General features: G+C 69.0%; 23 protein-coding genes. 15 read left to right on the top strand and 8 right to left on the bottom strand.

Translation table 11 applies throughout. The features are described 5' to 3' along the window. Positions 1–85: 85 nt before the first annotated feature. Positions 86–2,254: a sensor domain-containing diguanylate cyclase gene (locus PQ455_RS14185; RefSeq protein WP_273686747.1), complete on the top strand. Its 2,169-nt coding sequence runs from the start codon at positions 86–88 to the stop codon at positions 2,252–2,254. A gap of 478 nt (positions 2,255–2,732) precedes the next feature. Here the strand turns inward: PQ455_RS14185 and PQ455_RS14180 are convergent, their stop codons facing one another. After that, complete coding sequence (locus PQ455_RS14180) at positions 2,733–3,785, bottom strand: GNAT family N-acetyltransferase (protein WP_273686746.1); 1,053 nt, start codon at positions 3,783–3,785, stop codon at positions 2,733–2,735. 130 nt (positions 3,786–3,915) lie between these two features. Continuing rightward, positions 3,916–4,962 (bottom strand): GNAT family N-acetyltransferase, encoded by a 1,047-nt coding sequence (locus PQ455_RS14175; RefSeq protein ID WP_273686745.1) that lies wholly within the window; start codon positions 4,960–4,962, stop codon positions 3,916–3,918. Between the two features lie 164 nt (positions 4,963–5,126). On the opposite strand from PQ455_RS14175, the gene proB reads away from it, so the two are divergent. The 5 genes from proB (at position 5,127) to PQ455_RS14150 (ending at position 10,868) form a co-directional block, all read left to right on the top strand. Continuing rightward, positions 5,127–6,257 carry a glutamate 5-kinase gene (gene proB, locus PQ455_RS14170; protein WP_420542875.1) on the top strand — a complete coding sequence of 377 codons (1,131 nt, stop codon included), beginning with the start codon at positions 5,127–5,129 and terminating at the stop codon, positions 6,255–6,257. Beyond that, the gene (locus PQ455_RS14165; protein WP_273686743.1) at positions 6,257–7,180 is read left to right on the top strand and encodes an NAD-dependent epimerase/dehydratase family protein; all 924 of its coding nucleotides are present in this window, start codon (positions 6,257–6,259) and stop codon (positions 7,178–7,180) included. Before proB ends, PQ455_RS14165 begins: the two co-directional genes overlap by 1 nt. A gap of 99 nt (positions 7,181–7,279) precedes the next feature. Further along, positions 7,280–7,513 carry an acyl carrier protein gene (locus PQ455_RS14160; RefSeq protein WP_273686742.1) on the top strand — a complete coding sequence of 78 codons (234 nt, stop codon included), beginning with the start codon at positions 7,280–7,282 and terminating at the stop codon, positions 7,511–7,513. Continuing rightward, positions 7,510–8,766, top strand: a complete 1,257-nt coding sequence (spt, locus tag PQ455_RS14155) for a serine palmitoyltransferase (RefSeq protein WP_273686741.1) — start codon at positions 7,510–7,512, stop codon at positions 8,764–8,766. Before PQ455_RS14160 ends, spt begins: the two co-directional genes overlap by 4 nt. 104 nt (positions 8,767–8,870) lie before the next feature. Beyond that, a complete protein-coding gene (locus tag PQ455_RS14150; RefSeq protein ID WP_273686740.1) occupies positions 8,871–10,868 on the top strand; it encodes an ATP-binding protein in 1,998 nt (665 codons plus the stop codon). 130 nt (positions 10,869–10,998) lie between these two features. Here the strand turns inward: PQ455_RS14150 and PQ455_RS14145 are convergent, their stop codons facing one another. The 4 genes from PQ455_RS14145 to PQ455_RS14130 all read right to left on the bottom strand — a co-directional run bounded on the left by PQ455_RS14145 (position 10,999) and on the right by PQ455_RS14130 (position 13,835). After that, the gene (locus PQ455_RS14145) at positions 10,999–11,424 is read right to left on the bottom strand and encodes a VOC family protein (protein WP_273686739.1); all 426 of its coding nucleotides are present in this window, start codon (positions 11,422–11,424) and stop codon (positions 10,999–11,001) included. A 5-nt stretch (positions 11,425–11,429) separates the two neighbouring features. Continuing rightward, positions 11,430–11,729, bottom strand: a complete 300-nt coding sequence (locus PQ455_RS14140; RefSeq protein ID WP_273686738.1) for a plasmid stabilization protein — start codon at positions 11,727–11,729, stop codon at positions 11,430–11,432. 54 nt (positions 11,730–11,783) lie between these two features. After that, positions 11,784–13,175: a class II fumarate hydratase gene (fumC, locus tag PQ455_RS14135; protein WP_273686737.1), complete on the bottom strand. Its 1,392-nt coding sequence runs from the start codon at positions 13,173–13,175 to the stop codon at positions 11,784–11,786. A 177-nt stretch (positions 13,176–13,352) separates the two neighbouring features. After that, positions 13,353–13,835: an SspB family protein gene (locus PQ455_RS14130; RefSeq protein WP_273686736.1), complete on the bottom strand. Its 483-nt coding sequence runs from the start codon at positions 13,833–13,835 to the stop codon at positions 13,353–13,355. Positions 13,836–13,911: 76 nt separating this feature from the next. On the opposite strand from PQ455_RS14130, the gene hisB reads away from it, so the two are divergent. The 7 genes from hisB (at position 13,912) to PQ455_RS14095 (ending at position 19,607) form a co-directional block, all read left to right on the top strand. Beyond that, positions 13,912–14,508 carry an imidazoleglycerol-phosphate dehydratase HisB gene (hisB, locus tag PQ455_RS14125; protein WP_273686735.1) on the top strand — a complete coding sequence of 199 codons (597 nt, stop codon included), beginning with the start codon at positions 13,912–13,914 and terminating at the stop codon, positions 14,506–14,508. Beyond that, positions 14,501–15,118, top strand: a complete 618-nt coding sequence (hisH, locus tag PQ455_RS14120; protein WP_273686734.1) for an imidazole glycerol phosphate synthase subunit HisH — start codon at positions 14,501–14,503, stop codon at positions 15,116–15,118. Before hisB ends, hisH begins: the two co-directional genes overlap by 8 nt. Beyond that, positions 15,118–15,849, top strand: a complete 732-nt coding sequence (gene hisA / locus PQ455_RS14115) for a 1-(5-phosphoribosyl)-5-[(5-phosphoribosylamino)methylideneamino]imidazole-4-carboxamide isomerase (protein ID WP_273686733.1) — start codon at positions 15,118–15,120, stop codon at positions 15,847–15,849. Before hisH ends, hisA begins: the two co-directional genes overlap by 1 nt. A 115-nt stretch (positions 15,850–15,964) precedes the next feature. After that, positions 15,965–16,732: an imidazole glycerol phosphate synthase subunit HisF gene (gene hisF, locus PQ455_RS14110; protein ID WP_273686732.1), complete on the top strand. Its 768-nt coding sequence runs from the start codon at positions 15,965–15,967 to the stop codon at positions 16,730–16,732. A 157-nt stretch (positions 16,733–16,889) separates the two neighbouring features. Further along, a complete protein-coding gene (locus PQ455_RS14105; RefSeq protein WP_273686731.1) occupies positions 16,890–17,210 on the top strand; it encodes a phosphoribosyl-ATP diphosphatase in 321 nt (106 codons plus the stop codon). 236 nt (positions 17,211–17,446) lie between these two features. Then, positions 17,447–18,979 (top strand): amino acid permease, encoded by a 1,533-nt coding sequence (locus tag PQ455_RS14100; RefSeq protein WP_273686730.1) that lies wholly within the window; start codon positions 17,447–17,449, stop codon positions 18,977–18,979. 73 nt (positions 18,980–19,052) lie between these two features. Next, positions 19,053–19,607, top strand: coding sequence for a TPM domain-containing protein (locus tag PQ455_RS14095; protein WP_273686729.1), 555 nt, complete (start codon positions 19,053–19,055; stop codon positions 19,605–19,607). A 67-nt stretch (positions 19,608–19,674) separates the two neighbouring features. Here the strand turns inward: PQ455_RS14095 and PQ455_RS14090 are convergent, their stop codons facing one another. Further along, positions 19,675–20,691, bottom strand: a complete 1,017-nt coding sequence (locus PQ455_RS14090; RefSeq protein WP_273686728.1) for an SDR family oxidoreductase — start codon at positions 20,689–20,691, stop codon at positions 19,675–19,677. Positions 20,692–20,818: 127 nt separating this feature from the next. Continuing rightward, positions 20,819–21,814, bottom strand: a complete 996-nt coding sequence (locus PQ455_RS14085) for an adenosine kinase (protein WP_273686727.1) — start codon at positions 21,812–21,814, stop codon at positions 20,819–20,821. 115 nt (positions 21,815–21,929) lie between these two features. Here PQ455_RS14085 and PQ455_RS14080 point away from each other — a divergent pair, with 115 nt between their 5' ends. Both PQ455_RS14080 and PQ455_RS14075 read left to right on the top strand, forming a co-directional pair. Further along, on the top strand, positions 21,930–22,622 hold the full coding sequence (locus PQ455_RS14080; RefSeq protein ID WP_273686726.1) for an EI24 domain-containing protein: 693 nt from the start codon (positions 21,930–21,932) through the stop codon (positions 22,620–22,622). Next, on the top strand, positions 22,619–22,990 hold the full coding sequence (locus PQ455_RS14075; protein ID WP_273686725.1) for a hypothetical protein: 372 nt from the start codon (positions 22,619–22,621) through the stop codon (positions 22,988–22,990). The genes PQ455_RS14080 and PQ455_RS14075 overlap by 4 nt, the downstream gene beginning before the upstream one ends. Positions 22,991–23,002: the final 12 nt, after the last annotated feature.

Below are 23,002 nucleotides of genomic sequence, written 5' to 3'. Positions count from 1 at the left end.
TCCGCCGGGGCGCATTAACCCTTTGCTAACCCTTTTGCGCGATAGCGGCGCATTGCTCCCGCGTCCTGATCGGTCGGTTGATATGTTGGCAAGATTCACCCCCTTCGCCGGCCCGATGGCGGCGGCCTGGCTTTATTACGCCACCGCGCTGTTCGCGCTGCTGATACCCGTTTCCAACGACGGCATGACGCTGGTCTGGACCTCCAACGGCATCCTTATCGGCGTGGTGCTGGTCGCCGATCGCGCGCGCCGCCGCGCGCTGCTGCTGGCCGGCGCGGTCGGCAGCCTCGCCGCCAACGTGCAGGCGGCGGGCGTCGGCCTGCCGCTGTCGGCCCTGTTCACCGCCGCCAATCTGATCGAGACGATCGCGGCGGTCGCCATTCTCGACCGGCTGTTCGGCCGCCGCCCCGATTTCACCAACATGCGCCACATCTGGGCGTTCGGCGCGGTCGCGATCGTGTCGGCGGTGCTGGGCGCGTCGGTCGCCAGCCTCGGCGTGCCGGAGCGTGAATTCTGGACATCCTGGTTCCTGACCGACGCTCTGGGTATCCTCATCATGGCGCCCTTCACCGTCTCGGCGCTCACCTACATGGCGCGCGGCGCGCAGCGGCGGCTGACCCGCGACGCGGTCGAGGCGACGCTGATGCTGCTGTTCGTCACCGCGGCCACGATCGCCAGCTTCGGCCAGAGCGGCCTGCCGATGCTGTTCGTGCCGATGGCGGCGCTCGCCATCGCCACCTATCGGCTGGGCGCGTTCGGTACGGTCACCGGCCTCATGCTGATCGTGGTGATCGGCAGCATCTATACCGCGCTCGGTTCCGGCCCGATCGCCACGATCCGCGCGGACGATCTGGTGCGCTCGGTCTATTGCCAATTCTACGTCGTCTGCTGCTTCCTCGCGACGGTGCCGATGGCCGCCAAATTCGCCGCCGAGCGCAAGCTGGCGGATCGCCTCGCCGTCTCCGATCGCGCCCACCGCAACATCATCGATCGCAATTCGGACGTGATCTTCGAATCCGATCGGCGCGGCCGGCTGACTTTCCTCAACCCCGCCTGGACCGAGCTGACCGGGCGGCCGGTGCGCGACAGCCTCGGCACGCCGGCCTTCGCCTTCGTCCATATCGACGATCAGGCGCGCGTGTTCGATGCCGAGGCGCTGCTGCGCGCCGGCAAGATCGACGAATTGATGTTGGAAGTGCGGCTGCCCGCCGTGCGCGGCGCGCAGCGCTGGGTGCAGATCCGCGCCAGCCTCGTCCCCTCGGAAGATGGCAACCGCCAGGGCCTGTTCGGCACCGTCCGCGAGATCAGCGACCGCATTCGCGCCGAGCAGGCGGTGGCTGAAAGCGAGCGCCGCTATCGCCTGCTCGCGGAAAACGCCTCGGATACGATCTTCTGCCTCAACGATGTGCGCGGCATGACCTATGTCTCGCCCTCGATCGAGGCGCTGATGGGCCTTACCGCCGCCGCTGCGGCGCAGCCCGACAGCGGCCTGTTCGCGGCCCATCCCGACGACGCGCCGATCGTGAAGGCGTCGCTGCGCCGCCTTCGTTCGGGCGCGGCCGATCGCGAGGTCATCAGCTTCCGGGTGCGCCATGCGATCGGCCACTGGCTGTGGATCGAAATGTCGGCCCGCGCCGCGCGCAACCCCGTCGGCGAGATCGAGGTGATCGGCGTCGCGCGCGACGTCTCGGCGCGCAAGCAGGTCGAGGAGGATGCCATCGCCGCGCGCATGGCGGCCGAGGCCGCCGCCCGCGCCGCCATGGTCGAGGCCGATACCGACGAGTTGACCGGCCTCGCCAACCGCCGCGCCTTCCTGCGCCAGCTGGCGCGCGAGATCGATCTGTCGCGCGAATTCGGCAAGCCGCTGTCGCTCGCCATCTTCGACGTGGATCATTTCAAGAAGGTCAACGACACCTATGGCCATACGGTGGGCGACGTGGTTCTGCGCCAGGTCGCGCAGGCCGCACTTGGCGCGGTGCGGACGGGCGACGTGGTCGGCCGCATCGGCGGCGAGGAGTTCGCGGTGCTGATGCCGGGCGCCGAGGCGGATCATGCCGTCACCGTCGGCGAACGCCTTCGTCTGGCCGTCGCCGCCACCACGACCGCCGACGCCGAAATCCCCACCGTCACCGTCAGCATCGGCGTCGCCGCGCATGACGGGCGGATCAACAGCCAGGGGCTGATCGCGCGGGCGGATCAGGCGCTGTATTCGGCGAAGTTCGCGGGCCGCGATCAGTTGCATCTGGCGGCGTAAACAGCACCGCTTTCCTCGTCATTGCGAGCGCAGCGAAGCAATCCAGGTTCCGCCGCTGGATTGCTTCGCTGCGCTCGCAATGACGGGTGTTCGGGCGCGCGCGCCAGCCGATCGGGAGGGTCGCGGGAGGCAGGATGGTAAGGCCGAAATTATTCGATTCAAGACTTGTTCGTGCGCCAAAAGTGACTCATCTTCTGCCTGTCTACAACTTGGCGAAAGGAGGTGATCCGATGTCTCATGGTTCAGCAGTGAGGTCGGTTCTGTCCGTTCGGGGGACGCGCTCCTAAAATCGGTTGGGGTGGCAGCGGATCACGCGCTGCTCGCGAACCGGGCCTCTTTGGAGGCAGGAGTGCCGATGGTCTCCCGGGCCGATCTTCCGGCCGCTGACCATGCAAGGGACCACCGGGGCCACACGCCCCGGTGGTCTTTTCATTTTCAGGGTTGCCGCTTCGCCGGGATTGTCGAGCTAGCGGCATGTCTATCGCCGCCGCATCCCGCCCAGAGCATTGATCCCCAGTTGCAGCGCCCGGTAGGCCAGCGTCCCGCGCTCCACCAGCAGCCTCGGCACGATCACCCCGCCCAGCCCCGTCAGCAGCAGATGGTTCTGCCCCGAGCGCAGGCCATCGGTGTCGAAGCGGCGGCCGGCGCGGGCGGCGGCGCGGATCGCGTCCCACAACAGCAGGGCGATCCCGCCGTTGCCGGCGCGGGGGCCGCGCGTGGAGAGGAGGTAATGCTCCTGCGTGCCGTTCCACGCGGTGAAGATGCCCGCCGCCAGCTCGCCGCGATCGTCGTGCGCCACCAGCAGCCGGCCCGAACGCCGCTCGACGGCGGCGGCGATCAGGTCGCGCAGCATCGCCGGGCAGCGGTGGTTGCGCCGGCCCTGTCGGCGCAGATTCTCCTCGTAGAAGATCAGGAATTCGGCCGGGTCGATCCGGTCGGTCAGGATCAGCCGCTGTTCGGCGCGGCGGATCACGTTGCGTGTCTTGTCGCGCATCGCCCGCCACAGATCCGCCTCGGGCGCGGGGGCGATCTCGGTGGTGAAATCCGTGACGGTGGCGAAGCCCGCGCCGCCGAAGGCGATCGTGTCGCCGATGCCGCGATGCAGGCGAAACCATGTGTGCGCGGCGGGCGGCAGTTGCGCGATCAGTTCGGCGGTGAGGGTGAAGCGACGCAGCGAGCGCGCGCCGCCATCGGCCGGCACGTCGCCCGCGAAGGCTGGCCCCAGCACATGGCACAGCGACGGCGGGAGCAGCAGCCCCATGCCGAGCCGGTTGCGCGCCGGCATGAAGGGCAGGCGCGCGACCAGTCGCCCGTCGCGCTCGACCCGCGCCTCGCGCCAGCGGCCTTCGCTGGCGATGTCGAGCCACCAGCCTTCGTGAAAGACGGTCGGGCTCAGCGGATCGTGCGGGATCGGGCGCGGTTCTGCCTCGCGGCGCGGCTCGCCCCGGCGATCGGCCGACCGGCGAGGTCCGCTCGCCTGTTCGCGCGGGCCGGGCGGATGGCGGCCGATGGCCGCGTCCGGATGAATCACGCAAGCTCCCCTCTCGGTGACCTCGCGTCCTGCCTGACACGGGGTGCCCCAATCGCATCCGACCGAAGCAGGCCCCGGGCATTCATCCATTATGGATTTATCGGCAAGCCTGCTGCGGTGGGACGGTGGATCAGAACGCCTGATGCTTGCCCATCGCGGCGCGCGCCAGCTGCACCGCCTGATAGCCGACCGAGCCGCGCGACACCGCCAGACGCGGCCGGATCGCCCCGCCGAAGCCGGTGATGAGGGTGATGTTGCTCTGCGCCTTGATGCCGTCCGTATCGAAGATGCGGCCGGCGGCGGCGGCCTTCCGCAACGCCTCCCAGATGAGCAGGGGCACCGCGCCATTGTGGCCACGCGGCGCGCGCGTCGACATCAGATAATGTTCCTGGGCGGCGTTCCACACGGTGAAGATCGCGGCATGGATCTGGCCGTCCTCGTCGCGCGCGGCCAGCACCCGGCCAGTGTTGCGGCGCACCGATTCCTCGATCAGCGCGCGGCAGATCGGGCGCGGTCGCTCGTTGTCGCGCCCCTTTTCGGCGAGGTTCGATTCATAGTGATCGAGGAAGGTGTCGGCGTCGATCCGGTCTGAGACGGTAAGCTTCTCCTGCGCGCGGCGGATCACGTTGCGCGTCTTGTCGCGCATCTGCTTCCACAATTCCTCGGACGGCGCGGGCGCGATCTCGGTGGTGAAATCGAGCGTGCTGGAAAAGCCCGCCGCCTCGAAGCCGAGCGTGTTGACCATCTCGCGGTGCATGCGGAACCAGGCGTGGGAAGCATTGGGGAGCTGGGCGATCAGCTCCTGGATGACGGTGAATTGCTTGAGCGAGCGGGTCGCCGTGTCCGCCGCCAGCTCGGCCGACAGCGCGGGGCCGAGCACGTTGGTCATGGCGGGTGCGCGCAGCATCTTCTGCCCCAGCGAGTTGCGGGTCAGCAGATAGGGCAGGCGGGCGACGATCTTGCCGCCCTTCTCGATCTTCGCCTCGGCCCATTGGCCCTCACTGGCGATATCCAGCCACCAGGGTTCGTGGAAGACGGTGGGGGCCAGCGCCGCGCGGTCGGTCGCCTTGTCGTGGGCGTGGCGCGGGAAGGCGGCGGGCTTCTTCGCGCGCCGCTCGTCGATCAGCCTATCGAGCTGATCCAGCTGGGGAAAATTCTCGGCCGATATGTGCTTCATCAGAATCTCTGCCTTGATCCGGTGAGGGGCCTCTGGGGCTCCGATCCATGCTCCGGCTTATGCACGGGCTTCGCTGCGATCCGCTTTCGCGCGATCGCTAACGCCATCTTCACCATCCGATCGCCGGGAGGGTGACGCGCGGCGGAAATCCGCTAAAGCCCGCGATCGTGACGGACACGACGCCTTTCTCGCCCGAAAAATGTTCGCGGCTGATCGTGAAGATCGGATCGGCCTTGCTGGTCGATCCGGCGGGCGCGGTGCGGCGCGACTGGCTGGAAGGCGTCGTTGCCGACGTCGCCGCGCGGGTGCGGGCGGGGCAGCAGGTGGCGATCGTCTCCTCGGGCGCGATCGCGCTGGGCGCGCGGCGGTTGGGCCTGCCGAAAGGCGGACGGGCGAGCCTCGAGGATGCGCAGGCGGCGGCGGCGACCGGCCAGATCGCGCTGTCGCATTGCTGGGCGGAATTGCTGGCCGCCGAGGGGCTGACGGCGGCGCAGATGCTGGTAACGCTCGACGATCTGGAGGATCGCCGCCGCTATTTGAACGCCGCCGCCACGCTCGACCGGCTGCTCGCTCTGGGCGTGGTGCCGATCCTGAACGAGAATGATTCGGTCGCCACCGCCGAGATCCGCTTCGGCGACAATGATCGGCTGGCGGCGCGGGTGGCGCAGGCGGCGGGCGCGCAGGGGGTGATCCTGCTCTCCGACATCGACGGGCTCTACACCGCCAATCCCGGCGTCGATCCGACGGCGACGCTGATCCCCCAGGTCGGCGCGGTGGACGCGCGGATCATGGCGATGGCGGATGCGGGCTCGGCATCGGGCATGGGATCGGGCGGGATGATCTCCAAGCTGGAGGCGGCGCGCATCGCCCAGTCGGCCGGCTGCCGCCTCGCGATCGTCTCCGGCAAGGTCGATCGCCCCTTGAGCCGCTATGCCGAGACGGCACGCGGCACCGTGTTCGAGGCGCCCCGCGCCGCCACCGCGCGCAAGGCGTGGCTGGCCGGGCGGCTGACCGCGCGCGGGCGGCTGGTGGTCGACGCGGGCGCGGCGCAGGCGCTGGCCGACGGGCGCAGTCTGCTGGCGCCCGGCGTGAAGGGCGTCGAGGGCCGCTTCGCGCGCGGCGACGTGATCGAGATCGTCACGGCCGAAGGCGTGCTGCTGGCGCGCGGCCTCTCCGAATATGACGCCGCCGATGCCACGCGCATCGCCGGGCTGCGCAAGGACGCCGCGAGCGAGGCGCTGGGTTACGCGCCGCGCTCCGCGATGGTCCATCGCGACCATATGGTGCAGCTCTGATGGCGGTGCTGGCGATCACCGGCGGCACCGGTTTCGTCGGCGGGCATCTGCTCCGCATGGCGCGGGCGAACGGCCATGAGGTCCGCGCGCTCACCCGGCGCGAGCAGCCGGCGCAGGCAGGGGTGGCGTGGGTGAAGGGCGCGCTCGACCGGCCCGAGAGCCTCGCCGAGTTGGTGGCGGGGGCCGATGCGGTGATCCACGTCGCCGGGGTCATCAACGCGCCCGATCGCGCCGGTTTCGCGCAGGGCAACATCACCGGCACCGAAACCTTGCTGGCGGCGGTGAAGGCGGCGGGCGTGCGGCGCTTTATCCATGTCTCCTCGCTCTCCGCGCGCGAGCCGGACCTGTCGGCCTATGGCTGGTCGAAGCTCGTCTCCGAACAGCGGGTGCGGCTGGCGGCGGCGGCCGGCGGGCTGGATTTCACCATCGTCCGCCCGCCCGCCGTCTACGGGCCGGGCGATCGCGAGACGCTCGAATTCTTCCGCATGGCGCGCCACGGCTTCGTCCTGCTGCCGCCGGGCGGGCGCCTCTCGGTGATCGCGGCCGAGGATCTGTGCCGCCTGCTGATCGATCTGCCCAATCGGCCCGAGACGATCCACCAGACCTACGAGCCCGATGACGGGATCGAGGGCGGCTGGAGCCACACCGATTTCGCCCGGGCCATCGGCGCCGCGGTCGGCCGGCCGGTGCGGCCGATCGCGGTGCCGATGGCGGTGATGCGCGCCGCCGCTTTCCTCGACGGCCTGTTCCGCCGCGCGGGCGCCAAGCTCACGCCGGATCGGGTGCGTATGTACAGCCATCCCGATTGGGTCGCCGGCCCGCACGCCCGCCCCGCGCCCGAAATCTGGCAACCGCGAATCGACACGCGCGCCGGGCTGGTGGACGCCGCCGCCTGGTATCGCGCCGCCGGCTGGCTGAAATAGCGGCACGGCCGCGACACAGCGGGCAGATATTGCCCAATCCCGCCGCCATGTCGCCGCAATGGCTTGGCAACGATCCGCCCGACCCGATAAGGACGCCGCATGAGTGACACCTTCGCCCGCATCGCCGAGCTGATCGAACCCTTCAACAAGAAGGGCGTCTCGCTGAGCGATTCCACCACCTTCGCCGGTGATCTCGAATGGGACAGCCTGACGGTGATGGATTTCGTCGCCGCCGTGGAGGATGAGTTCGACATCCTCATCACGATGAACATGCAGGCCGAGATCGAGACGGTGGGCCAGCTCGTCGCCGCCGTGGAGAAGCTCCAGGCATGACCGACGCGGTCGAGACTCCCGAGGCCGAGACGCTCGCCAGCGATGTGCGCGGGCCGGACCTGTTCTCCAAGTTCGATGCGCTGATCGCCGAGCGGCAGGCGCTGCTCGATACCGGCGTGCGCGATCCGTACGCGATCGTGATGACCGAGGTGCGCTCGCCGACCGAGGCGATCATCAACGGCAAGCCGACGATCCTGCTCGGCACGTACAATTACATGGGCATGACCTTCGATCCCGACGTCGTCGCGGCGGGCAAGAAGGCGCTCGACGAATTCGGCGCCGGCACCACCGGCAGCCGCGTCCTCAACGGCACCTACCAGGGCCACAAGGAGTGCGAGGACGCGCTGAAGGACTTCTTCGGCACGACCTCGGCGATGGTCTTCTCGACCGGCTATCAGGCCAATCTGGGCATCATCTCCACCATCGCCGGCAAGGGGGATTACATCATCCTCGATGCCGACAGCCACGCCTCGATCTACGACGGCTGCTGGCTGGGCAATGCCGAGATCGTGCGGTTCCGCCACAATTCGGTCGAGGATCTCGACAAGCGGCTGGGGCGCCTGCCCGCCGACGCCGGCAAGCTGGTCGTCCTCGAAGGCGTCTATTCGATGTTCGGCGATATCGCGCCGCTGCCCGAGATGGTCGCTGTCGCCAAAAAGCATGGCGCGATGATCCTCGTCGACGAGGCGCATGGCATGGGCTTCTTCGGGGAGAAGGGCCGGGGCGTCTATGAGGAGCTGGGCGTCGAGGACGATGTCGATTTCGTGATCGGCACCTTCTCCAAGTCGGTCGGTACGGTCGGCGGCTTCTGCGTGTCGAACCATCCCAAGTTCGAGGTGCTGCGCCTCGTCTGCCGCCCCTATGTCTTCACCGCCTCGCTCCCGCCGAGCGTGGTCGCCACCGCCGCCGCCTCGATCCGCAAGCTGATGAACGCCGGCGAGAAGCGGGCGCATTTGTGGAAGAACAGCAAGCGGCTGCATCAGGGCCTGCGCGATCTGGGCTTCAAGCTGGGCACCGAGACGGCTCAGTCGGCGATCATCGCCGTCATGCTGCCCGATCAGCAGACCACGGTGCTGATGTGGCAGGCGCTGCTGGAGCGCGGCCTCTACGTCAACATGGCCCGCCCGCCCGCCACCCCGGCCGGCACCTATCTGCTGCGCTGCTCGCTGTGCGCCGAGCATAGCGACGAGCAGGTCGGCGAGATTCTCGGCATGTTCGAGAGCGCCGGCCGCGCGGTGGGCTGCATCGGCTGAGCCGCCTCGCCCGGCGCCGGACGGAACCCCAAACGGGACCGATGCGGCGGTAACGCGGGCGAAACGGCTTTGTCCGGCCGGGCGGCGGGCGTATGAACGCGAGAATGGATAGCGACATCCAGGAGGCGCCGGACACGGGCTGGCGCGCTTTGCCGCGACTCGCGATCGCGGCATTGGGGGCCTGTGCGGTCGCCGCCTTGCTCGTGGCGCTGCTGGTGCTGACCGCCGCCGTCAACCGCAAGCGCGACGAGGCGATCGCCCGCGAGCGGCACAGTTACGAAATCATCGTCCTCACCGCCTCGCTCGAAGGATCGCTCGCCCGGTCGGAGGCGGCACTGGGGCGATTCGTGATCGACGGGGATCGCCGCACCGGCACCACCTATAATGACGAATGGGTCCGCGCCGGGCGCCAGATTCGCCGGCTCGGCCTGCTGATGGGCGGCGATCCGGCGCGGAACGCCACCGTCACCGAATTGCAGGCGCTGTACGAGAAGCGCGCCGAGGAAACCTCGCCGGCGGCCATCAACGCCACCTATCGACGCGGCTGGCAGGCCCTGTCCTTCTACGCCAAGGCCGGCCAGACCGACACGCTGCCGCAATTCGCCCGCATCCTGAAGCGGATCGGCGCCGAGCAGCGCGAGGTGCTGGGCGCGCGATCGGATTATGCCTCGCTTTCGACCGAGCGGGCGCAGCGGCTGTCGCGCTTCCTGTCGGTTCTTGGTGTCGGGCTGGTGCTGGCGGCGATCGGGCTCGGCTGGCTGGCGCTGCGCTCCTTCGCCGGCCGCCGCGTGGCGCAGATCGCGGCGCGCGCCGAAGCGGATCGCGCCGAATTGCTCGAAAACCGGGTGGCGGCGCGCACCGCCGAGCTGAAGGCGGCCAACGCCAGCCTGGAGGCGGAGATCGAGGAGCGCCGCAACGCCGAGGCGCAGGCGGCCGAGGCCGAACTGGCGCTGCGGCAGGCGCAGAAGATGGACGCGGTCGGCCAGCTCACCGGCGGGATCGCGCATGATTTCAACAATATGCTGTCGGTGGTCGTCGGCGGGCTCGATCTGGCGCGCCGCCGCATCGCCGCCGAGGCCGACGAGGTCACCCGCCATATCGATAACGCGCTGGAGGGCGCCAACCGCGCCGCCGCGCTCACCCGCCGCCTGCTCACCTTCGCGCGCGCCGAGGCGCTGTCGCCCCAGGGGGTCGATCCGGCCGATCTGGTGGCGGGCATGGTCGATCTGATCGACCGCACGATCGGCGAGCGCATCTCCGTGGCGATCGAGCGCGCGACCGATGCCTGGCCGGTGTGGGTCGATGCCTATCAGCTCGAAAACGCGATCCTGAACCTCGCGGTCAACGCGCGCGACGCGATGGACGGGGCGGGGCGGCTGACCATCGCCGTATCCAATCATGCCCTGCGGCGCGGGCCGGGGCGCGATCTTCCGCCGGGCGATTATGTCCGTATCGCCGTGATCGACGAGGGCACCGGCATGGAGCCGGCGGTGCTGGAGCGGGTGTTCGAGCCCTTCTTCACGACCAAGCCGGTCGGCAAGGGCACCGGGCTCGGCCTCAGCCAGATCTTCGGCTTCGCCCAGCAATCGGGCGGCACGGTGGAAATCCAGTCGATCGTAGGCGAGGGCACGACGGTCTCGCTCTGGCTGCCGCGTTTCGCCGGCGAGGCGGGCGTAACCCCGATCGCCCCGGCGCTGAGTGACGCGCCCAGCGACGGCGGCCGCGCGCAGGGTCAGGCGATCCTCGTGCTGGAGGACGACCCCCGTGTCCGCGCCTCCACCATCGCTGCGCTGGCGGAACTGGGTTACCTGCCGTTGCCTGCCGCGACGGCGGAGGAAGCGATGGCGATCCTCGACGACGGCCAGCATGTCGACCTGATCCTGACCGATGTGATGATGCCCGCGACCACCGGGCCGGAATTCGTGCGGCAGGCGGCCCAGCGTCACGGCCATGTCCCGGCGCTGTTCGTGACGGGCTATGCGGGCGGCGAGGGCGACGCGCTGGTCGGCCACGACGTGTTGCGCAAACCCTTCACCCTGAACGCGCTGGCGGCGGCGGTGCAGGCCGCGCTGCATCCCGACAGGCCAAGCAAGGCGGCGTAAATTCAAGTCCTCCCCTGTAAGGGGAGGGGGACCGCCGCCAAAGGCGGTGGTGGAGGGGTGTCGCGCTCTCGAGAACGCGTCACCCCTCCGTCAGCCCTGCGGGCTGCCACCTCCCCTTGCCGGGGAGGATTTACGTCCCAAACGTCACATGGCCCTCGGCATCGATCGGCCATGCGGGATTGAACGCAATCTCCCACGCATGGCCATCCGGATCGGCGACATAGCCGCGAAAGCCGCCATGCGGGGGCGCATCGCCCTTGCGAAGCTCCGTGCCGCCATTCGCCACCAGCCGGTCGATCAGCGGCTGCACCGCATTCTCCGCCGTCACATTATGCGCCAGCGCGAAGGCCGATACGCCGCCGGCCGGGCGCTGCATGTCGCCTGCCAGCCCCGGATCGGCCCAGGTGCCGAGCATCAGCCCATTCATCTGGTAGAAGTCGATCTCGTCGCTGGTGAACACCGGCGTCCAGCCGAACCCCTGCTGATAGAAACGCCGCGTCGCCTCCAGCCCGGCGACGCCGAGCGTGACGACCGAAATCTGCTGCTGCTGTGCCATGTCACTCAGCCTTTCTTCGCGGCGTTCCGCCGCCGCGTGTCCCAGCCCTTGCGCGCCGCCGCCGATCTCTGCTCGGCCGAGCCCGCCTTGTGCGCCTTGCCGCCGCGCGAGGAGGAGACGTGGCTGTCGGCCTTGCCGCGCCCGGAACCGGACTTGTTGCCGCCACCCGATTCCTTGTTCACCGTCGCCCATGCGCGCGCCTCGGCGGTCTTTTCCGGCACGCCGCGATCCTCATAGCCCTCGGCGATATGCGCGGCCTTGCGCTTCTGCTTGTCGGTATAGGCGTCCTTGTCTCCACGCGGCATGGGGGCTCTCCTTCCGCCGGCAAGAACGCGTCGGGCGGGCTGGTGTTGCGGCGGTCACCGCCCCAGCATCGTCTCCGGCTTCACCACCCGGTCGAAGGTCGCCTCGTCCACCAGCCCCAGCGCGAGGCCGGCTTCCTTCAGGGTGAGCCCCTCGTGATGGGCGTGCTTGGCGATTTTGGCGGCATTGTCGTAGCCGATCTCGGGGGCGAGCGCGGTGACCAGCATCAGCGATCGATCGAGCAGGCTGGCGATCCTCTCGCGATCGGGCTCCAGCCCGTCGACGCAGCGTTCGGCGAAACTCTCCATGCCCGTCGCCAGCAGGTCGATCGAGCGCAGCACGGCGGCGCCGATCAGCGGCTTGAACACGTTCAACTCCATATGGCCCTGCAACCCGCCGACCGTGATCGCGACATGATTGCCCATCACCTGCGCGGCCACCATCGTCAGCATCTCGCACTGGGTGGGATTGACCTTGCCGGGCATGATCGAACTGCCGGGCTCGTTCTCGGGCAGCTTGAGTTCGCCGAGGCCACAGCGCGGGCCGGAGCCGAGCAGGCGGATGTCGTTGGCGATCTTGGAGAGGGCGACCGCTAGGCTGTTGAGCCGGCCGGAGAAGTCCACCAGCGTATCGTGGCTGGCCAGCGCCTCGAACTTGTTGGGCGCGCTCTCGAAGGTGAAGCCGGTGATGGCGCTGGCCTCCTTCGCGAAAGCCTCGCCGAAGCCCTTGGGCGCGTTGAGACCGGTGCCGACCGCCGTGCCACCCTGCGCCAGCCGCGACAAAGCGTGGGTGACGAACGGCTCGGTGCGGACGCGGGCGAGGCGGAGCTGCGCCGCATAGCCCGAAAATTCGTCGCCCAGGGTGAGCGGGGTCGCGTCCTGCAAGTGGGTGCGGCCGATCTTGACGATATCGTCCCACGCCCGCGCCTTGGCCATCAGCGCCTCCTCCAGCCGGGCGAGCGCGGGGAGCAGGCGGCGGGTCGCGGCGAGCGCGGCGGCGATGTGGAGCGCGGTGGGGAAGCTGTCGTTGGACGACTGGCTCATGTTGACATGGTCGTTGGGGTGGACCGGGCTCTTGCCGCCGCGCGTGCCGGTCAGCGCCTCGTTGGCGCGCCCCGCGATCACCTCGTTGACGTTCATGTTGCTCTGCGTGCCCGAGCCGGTCTGCCAGATGACGAGCGGGAAATGGTCGTCGAGCGTGCCGGCCATCACCTCGCCGGCCGCCGCCTCGATCGCGTCGGCGATGTCGGGGGGGAGGCCATGGCGGCGGTTCACCCGCGCGGCGGCCTGCTTCACGATCGCCAGCGCATGGACGATGCCGATCGGCATCCGCTCACCCGCGCCGAAAGGGAAATTCTCGATCGAGCGTTCGGTCTGCGCGCCCCAGTAAGCGTGGGCGGGAACTTCGATCGGGCCGAAGCTGTCGGTCTCGGTACGGGTTTCGGGCATGAACGCGCTCCTCGGGGGCTCGGAGGCGGTATGTAGGGAAGTGTTTTCGGATCGCTACCGTGCTCCTGCGAAGGCAGGAGCCCAGGGCGGCAAACGGTGCGCTCAGTAACTGTGGGCTCCTGCCTGCGCAGGAGCACGGTAGCGCGCATGGAGATGGGAGGGGCGAACCCCGCCGCCTTATTTCTTCCGGGTGAAATCCACCGAGACGACGTTGGAGCCGTCCTCGATCGGCTCGGCCAGCGGGGCGTCATTCTCGGCGGCGCCGGTCTCGGTCGCGCCGTCCTCGTCCACCTGGGCGGAGAATTGCAGCGCGAAATTCACCGCCGGATCGACGAAGCCCGTCACCGCCGCGAACGGCACGACCAGCTTGGAGCCGACCTGGTTGAACGACAGGCCGACCGAGAAGCCGTCGGTGCCGACGTTCAGATCCCAGAAGCGATTCTGGATCACGATCGTCATCTCGTCGGGGAAGCGTTCGGTCAGGTGACGCGGGATGTCCACGCCAGGCGCGCCGGTCTTGAAGGTGATGTAGAAATGGTGGCCACCGGGCAGCCCGCCATTCTTCTCCACCTCGCCCAGCACCCGGCCGACGACGGCGCGCAGGGCTTCCTGCACGATCTCGTCGTAGGGAATCAGGCTGTCGGGCGCGGCGTCACTCATGCCCCGCTACCTGAACGCGGACTTTGCGAGGGTCAAGCGCCGTTGCGCCGTGGTGGTTCGCCGCTATAGGGCGGCCATGCGCACGGCCAGCCTTTCCCGCCAGACGAGCGAGACCCGCATCGAGGTGAGCGTCAACCTCGACGGATCGGGCGTCTATGATGTCTCCACCGGCATCGGTTTCCTCGATCACATGCTGGAGCAGCTTTCGCGCCATTCGCTGATCGACATCAGCCTGAAGGCCGATGGCGATCTGCATATCGACCAGCATCACACCACCGAGGATTCGGGGATCGCGCTGGGCCAGGCGATCGCGAAGGCACTGGGCGACCGGCGCGGCATCGCCCGCTTCGCCCATGCCTATGCGCCGATGGACGAGACGCTGACCCGCGTCGCGATCGACATTTCGGGCCGCCCCTATCTGGTGTGGAAATCCGCCTTCACCCAGCCGCGGCTGGGGGAGATGGATACCGAGTTGTTCGAGCATTTCTGGCACAGCCTGACCGGCGAGGTGGGCATGACGCTCCACATCGAGACGCTCTACGGCCGCAACAACCACCATATCGTCGAGAGCATCTTCAAAGGCGCGGCGCGCGCCTTGCGCTTCGCGATCGAGATCGATCCGCGCAAGGCGGACGCCATCCCCTCCACCAAGGGCACGCTCGGCGGTGCGTAAGGTCGCTCTGATCGACTATGGCGCGGGCAACCTGCGCTCGGTCGAGAATGCATTGCGGGCGGCGGGCGCGGAGGACGTGGCCGTCACCGCCGACCCGGAGGTGGTGCTGGAGGCCGAACGAATCGTTCTGCCCGGCGTCGGCGCCTTCGCGGCCTGCATGGGCGGCCTCTCCGCGCTGCCGGGCATGATCGAAGCGCTCGACGAGGCGGTATGCCGCGAGGCGCGCCCCTTCCTCGGCATCTGCGTGGGGATGCAACTCATGGCGGACGAGGGGCTGGAATTCGGCCGGCATCAGGGGCTCGGCTGGATTCCGGGCAGCGTCTCGCTGATGAAACCCGCCGACCCCGCGCTCAAGGTGCCGCACATGGGCTGGAACGACGTCATCCCGTCGATCTCGCACCCCCTGCTGCTGCCGGGCGAGGCCTATTTCCTGCACAGCTACGCCTTCGCCTGCGCCGACGAGGCCGATTGCGCCGCGACCACCGATCATGGCGGCCCGGTGACGGCGGCGGTGGCGCGCGGCACGATGATCGGCGTGCAATTCCATCCCGAAAAGAGCCAGGCCTACGGCCTCGCCTTCCTGTCGCGTTTTCTGGAGTGGCGCCCGTAATGAGCCTGATCGTCTTCCCCGCCATCGACCTCAAGGGCGGCAAGGTCGTCCGCCTCGCCGAAGGCGATATGGATCGCGCGACCGTCTATGGCGACGACCCCGCCGCGCAGGCCGAGGCGTTCGCCAGGGAGGGCGCCGACTGGCTCCACGTCGTCGATCTCGACGGGGCGTTCGCGGGTGCGTCGGTCAACGGCGCGGCGGTCGAGGCGGCGGTGAAGGCCTTTCCCGGCAAGGTGCAGATCGGCGGCGGGATCCGCGACCGGGCGGCGATCGATCGCTGGCTGGCGCTGGGCGTCGAGCGGGTCGTGATCGGCACGGCCGCGCTGGAAAACCCCGATCTGGTGCGCGAGGCGGCCAAAGCGCTGCCGGGGCGCATCGTGGTGGGTGTTGACGCGAAGGACGGCATGGTCGCGACACGGGGCTGGGCCGATGTGTCCGACGTGGCGGTCGCCGATTTGGCCGAGCGGTTCCGCGATGCGGGCGTTGCGGCGCTGCTGTTCACCGATGTGGGCCGCGACGGGATGCTCAAGGGCTGCAACATCGACGCGACCGTCGCGCTGGCGAGCAAGACGACGATCCCGGTGATCGCCAGCGGCGGCGTGGCCGGGCTGGCCGACATCCTCGAACTGGCGCGCTTCGCGGCGCGCGGGATCGAGGGAGTGATTACGGGGCGCGCGCTGTATGACGGGCGGCTGATGCTGGCCGAGGCGCTGAAGGTGGCGCGGTCGTGAACGCCTCCCCTCTTCGTCATTGCGAGCGCAGCGAAGCAATCCAGCCTTTCGGCATGACGGCATCGTCGGAACTGGATTGCTTCGCTGCGCTCGCAATGACGGTGGTGATGACGCAATGACCGTCCGCGTCCGCGTCATTCCCTGCCTCGACGTGGCCGGCGGGCGCGTGGTGAAGGGCGTCAATTTCGTCGATCTCGCCGACGCGGGCGATCCTGTCGAACAAGCCAAGGTCTATGACGCGGCGGGTGCCGACGAACTCTGCTTCCTCGACATCACCGCCAGCCACGAGGCGCGCGGCACGATCATCGATGTGGTCCGCCGCACCGCCGAAGTGTGCTTCATGCCGCTGACGGTCGGCGGCGGGGTGAGGACGGTGGAGGATGCGCGCGCGCTGCTGCTGGCTGGCGCCGACAAGATCGCGATCAACTCCGCCGCCGTCGCCCGCCCCGAACTGGCCGCCGACCTCGCCGATCGCTTCGGCGCGCAATGCGTCGTCGGCGCGATCGACGCGCGGCGGGTAGAGGGTGGCCGGTGGGAAATCTTCACCCACGGCGGCCGGCGCGAGACCGGCATCGACGCGATCGACCATGCCGTGCGGCTGGCGACCTTGGGCGCGGGCGAACTGCTCGTCACCTCGATGGACAAGGACGGCACGCGCTCGGGCTACGATCTGGCGCTGACCCGCACCATCGCCGACGCGGTCAGCGTGCCGGTGGTCGCCTCGGGCGGGGTCGGCGGGCTCGACGATCTGGTGGCGGGCGTGGTCGAGGGCCATGCCGGCGCGGTGCTGGCCGCCTCGATCTTCCACTTCGGCCAGCATAGCGTGGCGGAGGCGCATGCCGCGCTGGCGGCGGCGGGGCTGCCGGTGCGGGGGACGGCCTAGGTATCGCCGTCGCCTCGATAGCCGTCGCCCCAGCGAACGCTGGGGCCTTCATCTGCTTGGGATGACGGTTGCGAGCGTGGATAGAGGCCCCAGCTTACGCTGGGGCGACGATTCACATCGCTCGACTTGCCCGCTCGCCAGCCGCTAAGGCCGTCTTATGACCGACACCCTCCTCCGCCTCGAAAAGACGATCGCCGCGCGGCGCGGGGCCGATCCGTCGATGTCCTATGTCGCCAGCCTGCTCGCCAAGGGCACGAAGAAGGCGGCGCAGAAGCTGGGCGAGGAAGCGACCGAGACGATCATCGCGGCGCTGGCCGAGGATGCGCAGGCGCTGCGCGGCGAGGCGGCCGATCTGCTGTTCCACCTGATGGTGCTGCTGGCCGATCGCGGCGTGCCGATCGCCGACGTGCTGGCGGAGCTCGATCGGCGCGAGGGGGTGTCGGGCCATGCGGAGAAGGCGTCCCGATCCGGGGACTGACGCCGTCTCTGCGTTCGTCCCGAGCGCAGTCGAGGGGCGGGCTCAGGCGACGGTGTCTCGACTTCGCTCGACACGAACGGCGCGAAAAAGGGGGCAGCCGATCATTGTCCCGTCGCCATGACCCGATCGCAATCCGCGCCTAGCCTATTGCGCCGCCGCCATTAACGGTTAGCATCCCCACCCATCACAGGCGGCGCCAGCCCAAGAATGGCGGCGCGCCCGATGGGGGACATCGCATGATATTCGGCCGCGTCAAATCGCTCGACGCCATTCTTCTAACCGCCAGCAGGAAATCGCTCCACCGCTCGCTCGGCGCCTTCCAGCTGACCATGCTCGGTGTCGGATCGATCATCGGCACCGGTATCTTCGTTCTCACCGCCGAGGCCGCGCAGAAGGCCGGCCCCGGCATGATGCTGAGCTTCATCATCGCCGGCTTCGTCTGCGCGGTGGCGGCGCTCTGCTATGCCGAGATGGCCGCGATGGTGCCGGTATCCGGCTCCGCCTACACCTATAGCTATGCGGTGATGGGCGAGCTGATCGCCTGGATGGTCGGCTGGGCGCTGGTCCTCGAATATGCCGTCGCCGCCGGCGCGGTGTCGGTCGGCTGGTCGGGCTATGTCGTGGGCCTGTTCCAGCATGTGACCGGGATCACCGTCCCCAAGGAATTCGTGCTCGGCCCGATCGACGGGGGCATCATCAACCTGCCGGCCGCGATCATCGCGCTGCTCGTCACCCTGCTGCTGGTGCGCGGGACGAAGGAAAGCGCGACGGTCAATTCGATCCTCGTCGCGGTCAAGCTGCTCGCGCTCACCGTGTTCGTCATCCTGGCCGTGCCGGTGATGAACATGGAGCATTTCAAGCCTTTCGCGCCGCTCGGCTTCGGTGGCATTTCGGCCGCCGCCGCGTCGATCTTCTTCGCTTATGTGGGCTTCGACGCGGTCTCCACGGCCGCCGAGGAGACCAAGAATCCGCAGCGCAACATGCCGATCGGCCTGATCGGCAGCCTTGCGCTCTGCACCGTCTTCTACATCCTCGTCGCCGCCGGCGTGATCGGCGGCGTCGGTGCCCAGCCGGTGGCCGGCGCCGCGGGCGAGATACTCGCCCCCGGCAGCGCCGATCTCGCCGCCCGCTGCGCCGCCCGCGCGGCCGAGGGCATGAAGGACGTGGTCTGCTCGAAGGAGGCGCTGGCCTGGACCCTGCGCGAGATCGGCTGGCCGCAGATCGGTAATCTGCTGGGCCTGGCCGCCGGTATCGCGCTGCCGTCGGTCATCCTGATGATGATGTTCGGCCAGACCCGCATCTTCTTCGTGATGAGCCGCGACGGGCTGTTGCCCACGGGGCTGTCGAAGGTGCATCCGAAATTCAAGACGCCGCACGTCATCACGCTCATCACGGGCGTGTTCGTGGCCCTGTTCGCGGCGCTGTTCCCGGTCGGCGCGCTGGCGGACATCTCGAATTCGGGCACGCTGTTCGCCTTCGCGATGGTCGCGATCGCGGTGATGGTGCTGCGAAAGACCGACCCGACCCGCCACCGCCCGTTCCGCACCCCGGCCGTGCTGATCGTCGCGCCGCTGGCGACGCTCGGCAGCGTCTACCTGTTCTTCAGCCTGTCGGCCTATACGATCGGCCTGTTCTTCGGCTGGGCGATCATCGGTCTGGTCGTTTATTTCCTCTACGGCTATCGCAAGAGCCACGTCGGCCGGGGCGTCGTCGAAACCCACGAAGAGGATGCCGATGCACCGCCGATGCCGGTGCCGCCGGTGGCGTAAACGCGGCAGCGAGCAACAAAAAAGGGGCGCTCCGGCATCGGCCGGGGCGCCCCTTCTTTTTCGAGATGGCAGCTTGACCTTCGCCGTTGGGGATGGAGCGTGGTGGGATGCGTCGGATGTCCCCACAGCCATCATCGCCTCCCTCATGCTGGTCGGCGCATCGGGCGCGACGGTGGCGGCCGCACAGCAGGCCGTTTCCACGCAGATGCCGGCCTTCAAGGGCTATGTGGTCGATCAGGCGGCTATCCTGAGCCCCGACCTGCGCCGTCGCCTGGCTGAACGGCTGGGGCGGTTCGAGCGGCGGACGCGGCATCAGATGGCCGTCGTGACGGTCGCTTCGCTCGGTGGGGAGGATGTGGCGGTCTATACGCGCCGGCTCGGCAACCGCTGGGGTGTCGGGTGGAAGGGTGTCAACGACGGTGTCGTCGTGCTGGTCGCGCCCAACGAACGCAAGGTGCGGATCGCCATCGGAGACGGCCTTACGCGGACCCTGCCCGAAGCCTTCTGTGGTGAGGTCATCCGCAAGCTGATGACGCCGGCTTTCACCACAGGCCGCTTCGATCAAGGTGTCGAGGCGGGCGTGGTCGTGCTCATCGCCCGCGTGGACAAGGTCGAGCGCAAGAGGTGAGAGCCTGCCGCGTCGCGCATCAGGGAAGAGGACGCTCCGGTGTCGCCGGGACGCCCTCTGCCTACCCTCAGATCGTCCCCTTGCCGCCCTGCGCGCCGTAGACCGATCCGGTGGTGAAGCCGATCTCGTCGCTGGCGAGCAGCACGAAGATCGCGGCCAGTTCGGCCGGCTGGCCGGGGCGGCCCATGGGGACGTTGGCGCCGAACTCGCCGATCTTGCCGGGCAGCTGGCCGCCCGCCACCTGGAGCGGGGTCCACACCGGGCCGGGGGCGACGGCGTTCACGCGGATGCCGCGCTTGGCGAGCTGCTTGGCGAGGCCCTTGGTGAAGATCATGATCGCGCCCTTGGTCGAGGCATAATCGAGCAGTTCCTCGCCCGGATCGAAGGCGTTGACCGAGGCGGTGTTGATGATCGACGCCCCGACCTTCAGATGCGCCAGCGCCGCCTTGGTGATCCAGAAGGGCGCGTAGATGTTGGTCTTGAAGGTCTGGTCGAACTGCTCGGGCGTGATTTCGTCGATCGAGGCCTTGCTCTGCTGATAGGCCGCGTTGTTGACCACGACATCCAGCCCGCCGAGCTGCGCCACCGCATCGGCGACCAGCCTGATGCAGGCGCCCTGCGTCTGGATGTCGGCGGGGAGCGCCACCGCCTTCTGCCCCGCCTTGCGGATCAGCGCGACGATCTCGCGGGCGTCGGGCTCCTCGCTCGGGTGATAGTTGATCGCGACATCGGCGCCTTCGCGCGCAAAGGCGATGGCGGCCGCTGCGCCGATGCCGGAATCCCCGCCGGTGACGAGGATGCGCTTGCCTTTCAGCCGGCCCGAGCCCTTGTAGCTCGTCTCGCCATGATCGGGGCGGGGGTTCATCCTGGTGTAGAGCGCGGGCCATGGCTGGCGCTGTTCGGGCAGCGGCGGCACCGGATATTTCGACTGGGGTGATCCGGGGACGGCGGGGGCGGGCGGGATCTTCTCGCCGCCTTGCGCCTGTGCCGCGCCGGCGCCCATCAGGGCCACGCCGGCGGCACCCGCCACCGCCACGCCGCCGAACACATCGCGCCGGCTGGGCGCGCTTTCCTTGCCACTCATGTCTGATCTCCTCGGGGAATGCCGGAACAACCGGCGAGCCTGTGGAGCGTTCAGTCCGCAACGGAAAAAAGATGAGGTGTTGATGCAGGTTAGCCCCCGCCGGCCTTCACCGGCGGGGGCGAAGCGGTCAGCCCAGTCGGGCGGCGACCAGCGCCTTGATGTCCGCTTCGGGGCGGGCGCCCCAGTGGGAGATGACCTCGGCGGCGGCGATGGCGCCCATGGTGAGGCAATCGGTGAGGCCGCGGCCCTGGACGTGGCCGACGAGGAAGCCGGCCGAAAACAGGTCGCCCGCGCCGGTGGTGTCGACGATCTTGGCGATCGGCTCGGCGGGCACCGTGGCGGTTTCGCCGCCGGAGACGGCGATGGCGCCGTCGGCGCCGCGCGTCGCGACGAGGATCTTCACCCTGGGGGCGATGGCGGCGACGGCGGCGTCGAAATCGTCGAGCCCGGCCAGCGCCAGCACTTCCTCGTCATTGGCGAAGAGGATGTCGATATCGCCGTCGTCGAGCAGCTTCAGGAAATCGTCGCGGTGGTTGGCGATGCAGAACACCGCCGAAACCCCCAGTGCGATCGTGCGGCCGGCGGCGCGGGCCATGCGGATGGCGCGCTTCATCGCCTCGCGCGGCTCCAGCGGATCCCACAGATAGCCTTCGAGCAGCAGCACCTTGGCGCCCGCCACCATCGGCTCCTCGACGGCATCGGCCGGCAGGAATTGCGCGGCGCCGAGATAGGTGTTCATCGTGCGCTGGCCATCCTCCGACACGAGGATCAGGCAACGCGCGGTCGGCACAGTCGTGTCGGCGCGGACGGGCGTGTCGAACGCGACGCCCTGCGCGCGGATGTCGTGGCTGAACACGTCGCCCAGCTGATCGGCGGCGACCTGCCCGATGAAGCCGCAGCGCGCGCCCAGCACGGCGGCACCCGCCAGCGTGTTGGCGGCCGATCCGCCGCTGATCTCGCGGCCGACGCCCATCTTGCCATAAAGGTCGGTCGCGCGATCGGCGTCGATCAGGCGCATCGATCCCTTCGGCAGCGCCTCGCTCGCAAGGAAGGCGTCGTCGGTCGAGGCGAGCACGTCGACGATGGCGTTGCCGATGGCGATGATGTCGTAGGTGTCCGTCACGAAAGTCCCCAGCTTGGCGGAAAGGGTGGGGCGTAGCGGGGCGGGGCGGGGGAGGCAACCATGGGGCTGCCGCGCGCCTCTGTTCAGGAGTGCGCGGTGGCCCTACATCGCGCGGATGATCGCCGTCGCCGCCGCTCTGTCCTTCGCCCAGCTCGGGGACCGGGCGATCGTGCGGATCCTCGCGAAATCGCTGCTGCTGACCCTGGCGCTGTTCGCATTGCTGGGGGCGGGGCTGGCCTATGGCCTGCGAGGCGCGGACCCTTGCGACTGGCTGGGGTTCGACAGTTGTGCGCTCAGCGGCGGCGAGGGCGGGGTGGTCGCGGTATTCACCACGCTGGCGGCGCTGTGGTTCCTGTTTCCGGCCGTCGCGATCGGCGTGATCTCGGTCTTCACCGACGATGTCGTCGCGGCGGTCGAGCGGCGCCATTATCCGGCGGCGGCGGTGAGCGCGCGGCCGATCGGCTGGGCGGGCGGGGCGCTGATGGGGCTGCGCTCCTCGGCGCGGCTGCTGCTCTACAATCTGATCGCGCTGCCTTTCTATCTGGTGTTGCTGGTCACCGGGGTCGGCCCGCTCATCCTGTTCCTGATCGTCAACGCGCTCGCGCTCGGCCGCGACCTCGCCGAGATGGTGGCGGCGCGGCACCTGAAGGGCGATGCGCGCCATCTGTGGCTGCGGCGGACGCGGGGCGGCCGGGCGGCGGTCGGGCTGGTCGCGACCGGGCTGTTCATGGTGCCGTTCGTCAACCTGCTGGCGCCGGTGATCGGCGCGGCGATGGCGACGCATCTCTTCCATCGGAGCCGTACATGATCCGCCCTGGCCTGATCCTCGTCCCGCTGGCGCTGGCGGGCTGCACCGCGACCGAGGCGCCGCGCGTCGCCAGCGTGTCGGGCAAGGCCCCGCCTCGTGCCGCCGCTGGCCTCGATCGGGTGATGAACCAGAATGCGGCGGCATTGCAGGCGCTGTTCGGCACCCCCGATCGTGACAGCCGCGAGATGACCGCGCGCAAGCTGCAATTCGCCAGCAGCGTGTGCGTGCTCGACGCCTATCTCTATCCCAGGGAAGGGCGCGAGCCGGTGGTCGGCTATGTCGATGCGCGCACCCCGGCGGGCGAGGATATCGACCGCGCCTCCTGCGTGGCGGCGCTGGCACGGCGGACCGAAGCGCCGAAGAAATAAGCGATTCCGCGG

The organism is Sphingomonas naphthae (assembly GCF_028607085.1).
Taxonomy (GTDB): Bacteria; Pseudomonadota; Alphaproteobacteria; order Sphingomonadales; family Sphingomonadaceae; genus Sphingomonas_Q; species Sphingomonas_Q naphthae.
The sequence above is the reverse complement of the archived record's forward strand: the minus strand, read 5'-3'. Positions and strand labels throughout refer to the sequence as shown.